8 protein-coding genes are annotated in these 12,846 nt (G+C 52.2%); 1 reads left to right on the plus strand and 7 read right to left on the minus strand.

Going from position 1 to position 12,846, the window contains the following annotated elements; genetic code table 11:
* Window positions 1-51 precede the first annotated feature (51 nt).
* The 5 genes from fliE to QCD60_RS01710 all read right to left on the minus strand — a co-directional run bounded on the left by fliE (window position 52) and on the right by QCD60_RS01710 (window position 5,381).
* The gene (gene fliE, locus QCD60_RS01690) at window positions 52-402 is read right to left on the minus strand and encodes a flagellar hook-basal body complex protein FliE (protein ID WP_279781797.1); all 351 of its coding nucleotides are present in this window, start codon (window positions 400-402) and stop codon (window positions 52-54) included.
* Between the two features lie 162 nt (window positions 403-564).
* Entirely contained in the window at window positions 565-1,191 is a 627-nt protein-coding gene (locus QCD60_RS01695; RefSeq protein WP_279781799.1) for a 3'-5' exonuclease, read from the minus strand.
* A 2-nt stretch (window positions 1,192-1,193) separates the two neighbouring features.
* Window positions 1,194-3,026, minus strand: coding sequence for a DUF294 nucleotidyltransferase-like domain-containing protein (locus QCD60_RS01700; RefSeq protein WP_279781801.1), 1,833 nt, complete (start codon window positions 3,024-3,026; stop codon window positions 1,194-1,196).
* Window positions 3,027-3,192: 166 nt separating this feature from the next.
* Complete coding sequence (locus tag QCD60_RS01705; RefSeq protein WP_279781803.1) at window positions 3,193-5,028, minus strand: cation acetate symporter; 1,836 nt, start codon at window positions 5,026-5,028, stop codon at window positions 3,193-3,195.
* Window positions 5,029-5,114: 86 nt separating this feature from the next.
* On the minus strand, window positions 5,115-5,381 hold the full coding sequence (locus QCD60_RS01710) for a DUF4212 domain-containing protein (RefSeq protein ID WP_104152468.1): 267 nt from the start codon (window positions 5,379-5,381) through the stop codon (window positions 5,115-5,117).
* Window positions 5,382-5,813: 432 nt separating this feature from the next.
* On the opposite strand from QCD60_RS01710, the gene QCD60_RS01715 reads away from it, so the two are divergent.
* The gene (locus QCD60_RS01715; protein ID WP_279781806.1) at window positions 5,814-9,779 is read left to right on the plus strand and encodes a NahK/ErcS family hybrid sensor histidine kinase/response regulator; all 3,966 of its coding nucleotides are present in this window, start codon (window positions 5,814-5,816) and stop codon (window positions 9,777-9,779) included.
* Window positions 9,780-9,868: 89 nt separating this feature from the next.
* Here the strand turns inward: QCD60_RS01715 and QCD60_RS01720 are convergent, their stop codons facing one another.
* Both QCD60_RS01720 and acs read right to left on the minus strand, forming a co-directional pair.
* Complete coding sequence (locus tag QCD60_RS01720) at window positions 9,869-10,534, minus strand: response regulator transcription factor (RefSeq protein ID WP_104152470.1); 666 nt, start codon at window positions 10,532-10,534, stop codon at window positions 9,869-9,871.
* A 344-nt stretch (window positions 10,535-10,878) separates the two neighbouring features.
* The gene (gene acs / locus QCD60_RS01725) at window positions 10,879-12,828 is read right to left on the minus strand and encodes an acetate--CoA ligase (protein ID WP_279781809.1); all 1,950 of its coding nucleotides are present in this window, start codon (window positions 12,826-12,828) and stop codon (window positions 10,879-10,881) included.
* Window positions 12,829-12,846 lie beyond the last annotated feature (18 nt).

Genomic DNA, 12,846 nt, shown 5'->3' on the forward strand with positions numbered 1-12,846 from the left:
CTACCTCTCCCATGGCACAGTGTGAGCTTGCCCAACATGTCATAGACGACTTCACACCGTCATGCTCATGATTTCTTTATATGCATCAACCAGCCGGTTTCGGACCTGGGTCATGGCATCAAAAGAAATGCTGGCCTTCTGCAATTCGATCATTACTTGTGGCAGATCGACGCTAGGGTCGCCCTGCTCGTAGGCGGTGGACATAGAGTTGGCCTTATTCTGCTGTTCAGACACGGAGTTCACGGCCTGATTCAACATATCCGCAAAAGAAGGCAATTCGGAGGATTGGGTAACGGCATCAACGGACTGAGCATCCGGCTTGGGTACAGATGTCTTCTGTACTTGTGCCTGCAACGTACGCATCTGCGAAAGAACGGACTGAATATCAGCTCTATCTGCCATGACGCTCGCCTCCTATGTCAGTTTTGTTGCCGCATACAGCAATACCGGGTCTGTTACCCGGTCTTGGCATCTTACTTAAATTGTTAAAAAATAAAAAGTTTACTGTCTGCCAAGGGTCGAGAGACTGGGTTTGAAACGTTCAAGCTGCTGTCACGAAATCCCCTATAACACACCACAATCGCCTTGTGTCAGACGCACATACATCAAGGCAACGGTGATGGCATCTCCCAATGCAGTATGGCGTTCAATGATCGGCAGGTCCAACTTGCTGGCAATAGTGTCAAAACGCAGATCCACATGCCCGCCCGGGTAACGCCATTTAATGATGTTGTTATATACCTCAGAAAGCTCAATCGCCTTGTTCGGCAAACCAAACCCAAACTGGGGGCGCATGTACTTATCCAGCATCCGCACATCAAAATTCACGTAATATCCAAGCAGAGGGCGATTGCCAATGTAGGCCAGCAACATCTGCAATGCTTCATCGATCTCTACACCATCTGCCAGATCCATAGCCCGGATTTTATGGATAGGCACCGACTCACGCCTGAAATTGGCTGGAGCCTTCAGCTTGATATCCAGACGATCACTGAGCATCACTCGTCGCTGTTTACGAATCTTGACAGCACCAATCGTGAGAATCTCGGCTTCCGCCACATTGAGACTGGTGGTTTCGCAATCCAGAGAAACAATCTCGTCACCCTCATAGGGTTCAAACAAAGCAGCAAAAGGACCATCGCCATGTTGACGGCGCTCACGCCAGACACGCAGAGACCTGAATAACGACATTACTAACCCTCAAGCCGATAGCGCTGGGTCAGAAACTGCTTGAACTCCTTCACGACATGAAGAGCTTCACGCAACAGATCCCTATCCAGACGATCAAGGCGCTCTACTACCAGCATGTTGGCATCTTTATCGGATGCCCCTTCGCTTTTCATACGTTCTAACTGCTGCTGCAATCGCAACTGAATAAAAAGACCGAGTGCATGAACCAGGTCCAGCCCCAGTTTCTCTGGCAACTGCTGGCTATTTATAAGTAGCTCAACGCGTTTGAATGTATTCGTTTCGAGCACCTTATGCTCCAGTGCCAAAGTACGAATGCCATGCACGATCGGAAATATCCCCCCCTTCTTGATATCCAGACCATGCTCTTTATTTTTGATGCCACCAAAAAAGGTGAGCGGTGTGGAGAAATTGAGAGCAGCCCTGGCGAAGTGAGAAAAGAAAATCTGGTTACTCGACAGCTCCCGGAAGAACCAGTTCCGCGCCGCCTTGAATAACGCCGCGTTGCCAGCAACCGCATGAGCATCCACAGCAATAGCAAGTCGAAGCAGATTGTCGCCACTGGCCTGCTGTGACCAATGGCGCAGATTTTGAGTCCACTGCTCGAGACTCAAGACCCACTCTGGATTGGATACCATGATGCCCCCGGGACAGGGAGGATAACCAAAGCGCGCCAGAATACGCGAGAACGCCTCAAGTACTGATTGTTTTTCTGGCCACGATAAACCATTGCGCATCAACACCGCGTTGTCCTGATCGGTTTTGAGAATTTGCTCCCGACGACCCTCGCTCCCCATGACGATAAGGCACACATGCGGCTGAATATCTTCCGGCACTAACAGGTTAAAGAGCTTTGCCATCACCTTCTCATTCATGGTGGCGATCAGCTCCATGGCAAACTGGACCTTCACGCCATGCACATTGAGGCCTTGCACCAGATCGTTGAGCCCCGTTGCGACTTCTTCCAGATCCTCCACGGTCTGAGCCCTGTCAATACGCAAGCCCAGCACATGGGAGTGATTGGAGAAATAACTGAGGACATCGGTCAGCTCCAGAATGCCTTTTAGCTCCTGATCATCCTTGACTACCACACGCTCAATACGGTGCTCAGTCATCAGAACCAGAGCATTGAACAGGTACTCATCATGACCCACCTGAATCAGTCGGTAAGACGCAATGTCTGCCACGTCCGTGGCTGCAGACAATCCCTGTTGCAGCAATGCCGTCAGCATGTCAGTCCCCGTCACCATACCGTAGCGCCCTCCCCGCCTGACCAGCAGACAGTCCACCTTGCGCTCACGCATCAAGGCAAAGGCATCCTGAATACAGGTACCTTCCAACAGGATCAGAGGCTCACGCATGCAGGAGTCATCCACCCGCGCCAACATGAACTCGGTCATATCCTGGCTCGCATTGCCATTACTGCGCAGCTGAAAGCGACCCGCAAAGCTGTTGCGGAAGTAGTCTCCAAAGACAGGATTGCTATCAACCAGATCCAGCAGGATACGAGTAGGGAGGATATGGCAGATGGTTTCTTCTACCGCGACAAAATTGTGGATGGCACGACCACGCATGGATGACCAGGCACCGAAATAGTCCTCCTCGGTATAGTGCACATAGGTATGTCGCAGCTCCTCAGGGCGAGCAACATCCTGCTCATCCTCTTCAGCGACACGCCCCTTGAGCAATATATGTAATCCCTCGGGAGGTTCACCGGCCTTGATGATCACCTCACCTGCCTGAAAATAGGCAATATCCAGATTATTCTGCAGTACCCCCAACTCTGCGGGAGAAAGCAGATTGAACGGGGGCTTCGATGTATTGAATGCCGTTGTCATGGAATTCCCCTCTTGCAGACTATGACGCTCAGCGCATGTTCACGATCTCGTTCGCAAGCCTGGAAGAGCACTCGGATAGTTTTTCAACGCTGTTTAGCCAATGGTGCTCTCAAAACAACACACTCCCCGAAGGGAGTGTGTGCAGAGATGATTTACCTACACCTGCTTAGTGGCTATGAGCTGCCCCGGCACCGCGAGGAATACGGATATCCTCGACCACATGCTGAATTTCTGCGGGTGGAGGAGGAGTCATGGAAGACACGATGAAGGCCACCACAAAGTTCAGGATCATACCCACTGTGCCAAAGCTTTCAGGAGTAAGGCCCATGAAATATTGTGCCGGCGTGCCACCCATGAACTTGAAGTAAGTGATATAGCAGGCAGTCACCACCAGACCGACCACCATGCCACTGATGGCGCCCTCTTTATTCATGCGCGTGGAGAAAATACCCATCACGATGGCAGGGAAGAAGGACGCCGCTGCAAGACCAAACGCCAGGGCAACTACCTGAGCAACAAACCCCGGAGGATTCAGACCGAAGTAGCCCGCCACCAGTATTGCCACCACTGCCGCACCTCGCGCCGCCAGCAACTCATTCTTCTCTGACATATGCGGTGTCAGTGTTTTCTTGAACAGGTCGTGAGCGATAGAAGTGGAGATTACCAGCAACAAGCCCGCCGCAGTGGACAACGCAGCAGCGATAGCACCTGCGGCTACCAGCGCGATAACCCAGTTTGGCAGCTGGGCAATCTCAGGATTGGCCAGTACCAGAATGTCGTTATCTACATAAACTTCGTTAGCGAAAGGCTGTTTTGCAGGATCAATCTTAGCCTTGTCTGCGCTTACACCATTAGTAACCAAACGATGGCCATCCTCTGCACGCTTGTCACCATCAAACGCGGGCTTACCCCCCTCGAATGGTTTACCAGCCGCATATTGGACTTTTCCGTCTCCATTTACGTCAGTCCACGCAATAAGCCCCGAGTTTTCCCAGTTTTTGAACCAGGCAGGCATATCTGCGTAGAGTGTTCCCTTGCCCTCAGCACCGTTTATGGTGTTGATCAGGTTCAACCGACCAATGGCTGCAACCGAAGGGACGGCCGTGTACAGAATAGCGATAAAAAGCAGAGCCCAGCCGGCAGAGACACGGGCATCCTTGACACGAGGTACAGTAAAGAAACGCACGATAACATGCGGTAATCCAGCTGTGCCCGCCATCAAAGCGATAGTAAAGAAGAAAATATTGAACAGATTATCTGTACCTTGCGTGGTATAGGCCGTAAAGCCCAACTCCTCTACCAAACCATCAAGCGCATCCAGCACGGGCTTACCGCCCAACGTACTGCTGAAAGCAGGATCAACAGCAGCTCCCAATCCGGTTTGAGGCAGGAAATGGCCAGTGACCTGCATGGTGAGGAATATAGCTGGCACGGTATAGGCAAAAATCAATACGCAGTATTGAGCGACCTGTGTATAGGTAATCCCTTTCATACCCCCCAGTACAGCGTAGAAGAATACGATGATCATACCGATGACGACGCCCATATCGATGGATACGTGCAAAAAGCGAGAGAATACAATACCTACACCGCGCATTTGTCCGGCAACGTAGGTAAAGGAAATAAAGATGGTACAGATAACGGCGACCGTTCGGGCAGTACTCGAATAATAGCGATCACCGACAAAGTCAGGCACGGTGAACTTGCCGAACTTCCTCAGGTAGGGAGCCAGCAACAATGCCAATAAGACGTAGCCGCCAGTCCACCCCATGATATAGGCAGAACCGGTATAACCGATGAAAGAAATGATCCCTGCAAGAGAGATAAAAGAGGCGGCTGACATCCAGTCAGCAGCGGTTGCCATACCGTTCGCCATCGGTGACACACCACCACCGGCGACGTAGAACTCCTTGGTGCTGCCTGCCCGAGACCAGACAGCGATGCCTATGTAGAGCGCGAAACTCAGCCCCACAAATAAGTAGGTTAATACGTCCAAACTCATAGCGTCATACCCTTCCGTTCAGGATTAATTAATTATTGTTATTTATTTGATAGGTACAGCTTTGCGTAATGCTGAAAGCAGCATTTTTATTCGTGAACGTCGTACTTCTCATCCAGCTTATTCATGCTGATGGCATAGGCCACTATCAGAATAAGGAAGATATATACCGAGCCCTGCTGGGCAAACCAGAATCCGAGTTTAAATCCGAAAAATTGCACGGTATTCAACGGCTCAACAAAAATGATGCCGCAACCAAAGGATGCCAGGAACCATATGACAAGATAGGTCAGAATGATTCTGACGTTCTCTTTCCAATAGGCCCTCGCGTTATTTTTATCTTTATCTAAGCTCATGGGACTTTTCCTTTGCATAGCAAACCAATTCAGGGAGTGCACAATTGCAATTTCAATCTAGCAAAGGTCTGCAAACTGCACAGATCAACTTTAGTCGCAACGACTTGTAACAGCTTTAAAGACGGCCCAGAAATAACAAAAAATCCTTTTAAATTCAAAAAGATAAACTCATATTGGCAGTCAATAGACTATAGTCGATACCGAGCCACAGAGAGCAAAAGCGTGAACAAGATCTGCGTTTTTGACCTTTGCTTGCACGTTCCTGAAATCAGGCAGGCATTCCAGCAACGATGCCCTTACAATGCGCCAGCATCAAAAGCTGTACTTCCAGTCGTCATTCGCACACCTAGACGGAAGGTAGCTACAGCGCACAATGTTATAGCCCGTATTTCCTTTATACTCTCGGGGGCAAATTCAGCAGTGGGTGAACACATGTTGCAAGGATGGTTAGTTATCCTGATATCACTGGCTTATGTAGGGCTACTGTTCGGCCTGGCCTATTGGGGTGATCAGCAGGTCAGACGCCAGGTCAGCAACAAGAGCCAGCCGGTGATCTACAGTTTGTCACTTGCAGCCTACTGCACCTCCTGGACCTTTTATGGTGCCGTTGGGCGTGCCGCATCGACAGGCTGGGAGTTCCTCGCTACCTATATCGGCCCTGTTGTGGTGTTTGTTTTTGGTATCCGGTTACTGGGCAAGCTGGTACAGGTCAGTAAAAAGCAGAATATTACCTCCGTATCGGACTTCCTTGCTTCGCGCTACGGCAAAAGCCAGGGCCTGGGCGCTGTCGTTGCCTGCATGACCGTCATCAGTATTCTTCCGTACATTTCGCTACAGCTGAAAGCGGTGGCGATGAGCTTCAATGTTCTGACCGGCACCAGCCAGAGTGCAGAAAACGGCAGTGATACCGCTCTTTTCGTTGCGCTGCTGATGTCGATTTTTGCCATCCTCTTTGGTACCCGACAGATCGATGCGACAGAACACCACCGTGGCATGGTGCTGGCCATTGCTTTCGAGTCGATCGTCAAACTGACAGCCTTCCTGTCTGTCGGATTCTTTGTGGTCTTCGGCATTTATAACGGCTTTGAAGACCTGTACCTCAAAGCATCGGTGCAACTGGCGGATAACAACAACTTCAAGAAAGATCTGTTTGCAGGCAGCTTCCTTACCGAATGCTTCCTTGCCGTGCTGGCCGTCATTTGTCTGCCACGCCAGTTCCATATGACCATTGTCGAGAATACCCATCCACAGGATCTGCGCACCGCACGCTGGCTATTCCCGCTATATATGATTCTGATGAGCCTGTTCGTGCTGCCTATTGCTACTGCCGGGATGGCCACCTTCCCTTCCGGTTTTGTCAACGCGGATAGCTTTGTACTGACCCTGCCCCTCAGTGCCAAAGCCGATGGACTGGCCATCTTCGCCTATATAGGTGGGCTGTCGGCCGCAACCAGCATGGTCATCGTAGCCAGCGTGGCGCTCAGCACCATGATCTGCAATGACCTGATCATGCCGATCATGTTCAAGCTGCGCGGCAGCCGCTTATCCAACGAAGAAGACATCGGCGCGTTGCTGCTCAACACCCGACGGGTGACCATCTTCTGCCTGCTGCTGCTGGCCTATTTCTACTACCGTCTGCTCGGAGCACACACCTCGCTGGCGGACATCGGCCTGATGTCCTTTGTCGCTGTGGCACAGTTCGCACCAGCCCTGATCGGTGGCCTCTACTGGAAAAAGGGCAGTCATCAGGGCGTGATGGCGGGCCTGCTGGCCGGTTTTGCCATCTGGGCTTACACCCTGCTGATTCCTGCCTTGATCCAGACCGGCTTGCTTAGCCCGACCTTACTTGCGCATGGCCCCTTTGGTCAGCCATGGCTGGAGCCACATGCACTGTTTGGGCTAACAGGACTTGACCCTATCACCCACGGCACACTGTGGAGCTTACTGGTCAACACCTGCCTTTATGTCTGGATATCCAAACACTCCAACCAACGTCTGATCGACCGGATTCAGTCCAGCAGCTTTGTCGATACCCTGGATGATGGTCAGCTCGGCTCCTCGCGCAATCCGACGGAACATATCAGTGTCGGTGATCTGCAGATGCTGACTGAGCGCTTCCTCGGCGTTGAGCGTACCCAGCGCGCATTCCGAAGCTTCTATCATGAACGTCATCAGCGCCTGCCTAACGCCAATGAGAAAGCACCATCAGACCTGATTCATTTCTGTGAACGATTGCTGGGAGGCGTGATTGGAGCGTCATCCGCACGCATCGTTATCGGCTCGACACTGCGCGGTCGCGACATGCAGATCGGTGATGTCGTCACTATTGTCGATGAGGCTTCTCAGGCGCTGCAGTTCAACCGCAGCATGCTGCAAGCCACCATTGAAAACATCAGCCTGGGTATTACCGTCGTCGACAACCAGCAGCGTCTGATGGTGTGGAACCGCGCCTATCTGGCGATGTTCTCCCACCCGCCGGGCCTGATCAGCGTCGGACGCCCGATTGAAGAGGTCTACCGCCATCTGGCACTGCAAGGTGAGTTTGGCCCCGGAGATCCTGAAGAGCATGTGCATCGCCGGATGGAATTACTGAAACAGGGCCGATCCAACAGCTACGAGCGTCATCGTGCAGACGGCACAGTGCTTGAAGTCAGAGGCAATCAGATGCCCGGGGGTGGCTATGTCACTACCTATACGGATATTACCCAGTACAAGCGAACGGAAAGCGCCTTACGCGAAAGTGAGCGCAGCATCCGCATTTACACCGATAACGTCCCGGCACTGATCGCCTACTTCGACAGCGAACGCCGCTACCGCTTCATCAACCAGGCCTACGAAGATATGTTCGGTCTGGATCGCAACAGCATTGCAGGTATTCCCTGCTATGACGTGCTGCCTCCTGCAGAATATGCCCAGCGCGAGCCGTACATCAGCAATGTACTGGCAGGCCAGCGCCAGACCTTCGAGATCACCCTGCCACCACTGGACGATGATCATGAACGCTACGCACAGGTAACCTATCTGCCCCATATCAATGAAGAAGGGCACATCATCGGTTATTTCAGCGTATACATAGACATCACCGAGCGCCGTAAAGCCGAGATGTTACTGCAACAGACCAACGAGGATCTGGAAACGCGGGTACACGAACGCACTCAGGCACTGTCCATCGTCAACCAGGAGCTGCGTAAGGAAAATATTATTCGCTCGCTGATCGAGGACGAGCTGCGACAGGCCAAAGGGGAAGCAGAGGCTGCCAACCTCAGCAAGACCCGTTTCCTCGCTGCAGCCAGCCATGACTTACTGCAACCTCTGAACGCAGCACGCCTGTTCTCATCCGCGCTGTCACAGCGTCACTACGACGAAATGACCCATGAACTGGTAGGTAATCTGGATGGTTCGCTCAAAGCAGCGGAGGAGCTGATCAGTACTATTCTGGACATTTCCAAGCTGGATGCCGGAGCACTGCAGCCCAATCTCAGCCACTTCCCGGTCGAACGGCTGTTCAATGCACTCAAGGCAGAATTCACAGCACTGGCTCAGGAAAAGGGACTAACATTCCATCTGGTGAACAGCCAGGTCGTCATCCACAGTGACAGCCAGCTGCTACGCCGGGTAGTCCAGAACTTTCTCTCCAATGCCATACGCTACACCCGCAGCGGCAAAGTGCTACTGGGCTGTCGCCGCACTGGTGACGCTATTCGCATTGAGGTCTGGGACAGCGGTGTAGGTATTGCCGAAGACAAAATTCATGAGATTTTTGAAGAATTCAAACGCCTCAACAACCCACAGCATGCTGACGTCAAAGGACTGGGGCTTGGCCTTGCCATCACTGACCGTATAGCACGGATCCTCGGACACAGCATTCAGGTTCGCTCGCAGGTTGGCAAAGGCACGGTATTTTCCATCCGGGTCCCCCTGGGTGAAACGGACAAAGTTCAAAATGTCAGTAAACGTGGAGGCATCGCCAGCCGTCGCAAAGGAGGTCTGGATCAGCTGCATGTGCTGGTAGTCGACAATGAGCAGCCCATCCTGAACGGCATGAAAGCTCTGCTGGAAGGCTGGGGATGTGAAGTACGCTGTGCGCTGTCAGAGCAGCAGGCGCTGGATATTCTGGATAATGATCCTGAATGGAAGCCTGGCATCTTGCTTGCCGACTACCATCTCGATAACGATCTGACCGGCGTGATGACGATCAACGCTGTGCGCAGCCGTCTTCAGCATGCTATTCCGGCTATAGTTATCACCGCTGACCGTACCGATGAGATCAAGGATGAAATCCATCAGACCGGTGCTTTTGTCCTGCAAAAGCCCGTCAAACCCGCCGCACTCAGGGCGTTAATTTCACGCCACGGCATTCATCGCAGCAAGGTGGAACCTCCCGCAACGTCACTGTGATCAACACCTGACAAAACCCCAGAAACAACAAAGCGACCGTGAAGGTCGCTTTGTTTTGGATGCCGGGCATTCAGACAAGAGAGAATGAATTACTCCAACTCGGCCTTTGGCTTGTCCACTAACAGCTGACTGGCAGCAATTACGGCCTGAGTACGACTATGAACGCCCAGCTTGCGCAAAATGGCCGTTACATGCGCCTTGATTGTGGCTTCTGACACGTTCAGTTCATAAGCAATCTGTTTGTTCAATAACCCTTCGGTCAGCATCATCAGCACACGAAACTGCTGCGGTGTCAGCGTAGCCAGCGCTTCAGCAAAACGCGCTTCTTCTTCCGTTACCTGATCATCCAGATCGTCAATGGCTACAGGCAGCCACTCTTCACCATCCATCACGCTTTGGATGGCCTCGGCAATGACCTCAAGAGAAGCGGATTTGGGGATAAAGCCTGAAGCGCCGTAATCCATAGCTTTACGAATCACATGAGGTTCTTCGCTGCCGGACACCATCACAACTGGAATACCAGGATGCTGACCACGCAGGTAAACCAGACCAGAAAAACCATTGGCATCAGGCATGTGCAGATCCAGCAGAATCAGATCAGCATCAGTGTGCTCATCTGCGGCATTCTGTGCCGCTTCGAGAGTATCGGCTTCAACAACAAGGGCGTGGGGAACCGCCTGATGCACCGCCTGCTTCAACGCCGCTCTGAACAGCGGATGGTCATCAGCGATGAGAATCTTGTTACTTGCATCCATTAGCAATCCCCTAGATTTAAAAACAGTTCTACCAGGGCGTGATCAAACCGCTGCAGTGAGTACCCGTGGTGGTGAATACAATCCACTGCACCACGTATGACTCACCGCATAAAACCTTGTACTCGATCATTCCCGCAAAATAGTGTGCAAATGGCTGGACATGCCGCCTGGAGCCCACTTAATCCGACATACAGTAGCCGAGAGCCCCTGAAAAAAATAGCAAAAATGTCACATTTTGAATGACTTAACGCTACGACACCGTGCTTTTTCTCGAGATAGATTCAGTGGACGCCTATAAAACAAACACTCCCCATGGCAGGGGAGTGTTTGATCAAATCAACCTGTCAGCGCAAGCGGTTCTGCCGGTTACTGATCAGGTCCTCTACCACGCTGGGGTCAGCCAGGGTCGAGGTGTCGCCCAGTGCACCGAAATCGTCCTCCGCGATCTTGCGCAAAATACGGCGCATGATTTTTCCTGAACGCGTTTTCGGCATACCGGGTGCAAACTGGATCAGATCTGGAGTCGCAATCGGGCCAATCTCGTTACGCACCCACGCTTTCAGCTCCTTCGACAGCTCCTCGGTGCCTTCCTCTCCCGCCTGCAATGTCAGATACACGTAGATACCCTGCCCTTTGATCGGATGCGGGTAGCCTACCACAGCAGCTTCAGCCACCTTGGGATGAGCCACCAGTGCACTCTCTACCTCTGCCGTTCCCATACGGTGGCCGGATACGTTGATAACGTCATCCACACGTCCGGTAATCCAGTAGTAGTCATCACCGTCTCGGCGGCAACCATCACCGGTGAAATAGTAACCTTTGAAAGTGGAAAAATAGGTTTGCACAAAGCGCTCGTGATCCCCCCAGATAGAGCGTGCCTGACCCGGCCAGCTATCAGCGATGACCAGATTACCTTCTGTCGCTCCTGCCAGCTCAGTACCTTCGTTATCGACCAGCCTGGGCTGCACACCGAAGAACGGACGTGTCGCAGAGCCTGGCTTGGCAGCGGTAGCATAAGGCAAAGGTACAATCATGATGCCGCCGGTTTCGGTCTGCCACCAGGTATCAACAATCGGGCACTGGCCTTTACCGAAGATACGGTGGTACCACTCCCACGCCTCAGGGTTAATGGGCTCACCCACCGAACCCAAAATACGTAGACTGGACAGGTCGCTGTCACCCAGCACATCTTCGCCCTGCTGCATCAGCGCGCGGATCGCGGTTGGTGCGGTATAGAACTGATTCACCTTGTGCTTTTCGATGACCCGGCCGAAGCGGCTGTTATCGGGATAACTGGGAACCCCTTCAAACATCAGAGTCGTGGCGCCATTGGCCAGAGGCCCATAGACGATATAGGAGTGACCGGTAACCCAACCCACGTCAGCTGTACACCAGTAGATATCACCGTCCTTATAATCAAAGACATACTGATGCGTCATGGATGCATAAAGCAGATAACCGCCCGTGGTATGTTTCAGGCCTTTTGGCTTGCCGGTAGAACCGGAGGTATAGAGGATGAACATTGGGTCTTCAGCATTCATCACCTCTACAGGGCAATCCGCTGATGCCGTAGCCATCAGCTCGTGATACCAGAGGTCACGCCCTTCGCTCCAGGCAACATCGCCTCCGGTGCGTTTGATCACCACAACGTGATCGACTTTGACATTGGGATTATTCAATGCCACATCTACGTTCTTCTTCAGGGGAACGCGTTTACCACCGCGCAATCCTTCATCCGAGGTAATCACAAAATGGGAACCGGCATCCTCTATACGGCCTGCCAGTGCATCGGGAGAGAAACCACCAAAGACAATGGAGTGAACAGCCCCTACACGCGTACAGGCCAGCATTGCCACGGCGGCTTCAGGAATCATCGGTAGATAAATGGTAACAACATCACCTTTCTTGACGCCCTGTGCTTTCAACGCGTTGGCGAACTTGCACACCTGCTCATGTAACTCTTTGTAGGTGATGTTCAGGCTTTCATCCGGGCTGTCACCCTCCCAGATAATAGCGACCTGATCTCCTCGAGTAGCGAGGTGACGATCAAGGCAGTTTTGGCTGACGTTCAGCTCGCCGTCCTCAAACCAGCGAATACTGACATTGTGCGGATCAAAGCTGGTGTTTTTAACTTTGGTGAAAGGAGTAATCCAGTCCAGCCGTTTGGCCTGATCTGCCCAGAATACATCGGGACTGTCTACGGATTGTTGGTATAACTGCTGATAGCTCTCTTCATTGATCCAGGCCGACTTGGCCCCTTCCTTGTCTACCGGATACACCTTGATATCACTCATGGTCATGCCCTTGCTAGC

The organism is Pokkaliibacter sp. MBI-7, assembly GCF_029846635.1.
In the GTDB taxonomy this organism is placed as follows: domain Bacteria; phylum Pseudomonadota; class Gammaproteobacteria; order Pseudomonadales; family Balneatricaceae; genus Pokkaliibacter.

Excerpts from the sequence above, each read along its gene's own strand:
- fliE (WP_279781797.1), bottom strand. The coding sequence starts at position 402 with ATGGCAGATAGAGCTGATATTCAGTCCGTTCTTTCGCAGATGCGTACG.
- QCD60_RS01695 (WP_279781799.1), bottom strand. The coding sequence starts at position 1,191 with ATGTCGTTATTCAGGTCTCTGCGTGTCTGGCGTGAGCGCCGTCAACAT.
- QCD60_RS01700 (WP_279781801.1), bottom strand. The coding sequence starts at position 3,026 with ATGACAACGGCATTCAATACATCGAAGCCCCCGTTCAATCTGCTTTCT.
- QCD60_RS01705 (WP_279781803.1), bottom strand. The coding sequence starts at position 5,028 with ATGAGTTTGGACGTATTAACCTACTTATTTGTGGGGCTGAGTTTCGCG.
- QCD60_RS01710 (WP_104152468.1), bottom strand. The coding sequence starts at position 5,381 with ATGAGCTTAGATAAAGATAAAAATAACGCGAGGGCCTATTGGAAAGAG.
- QCD60_RS01715 (WP_279781806.1), top strand. The coding sequence starts at position 5,814 with ATGTTGCAAGGATGGTTAGTTATCCTGATATCACTGGCTTATGTAGGG.
- QCD60_RS01720 (WP_104152470.1), bottom strand. The coding sequence starts at position 10,534 with ATGGATGCAAGTAACAAGATTCTCATCGCTGATGACCATCCGCTGTTC.
- acs (WP_279781809.1), bottom strand. The coding sequence starts at position 12,828 with ATGAGTGATATCAAGGTGTATCCGGTAGACAAGGAAGGGGCCAAGTCG.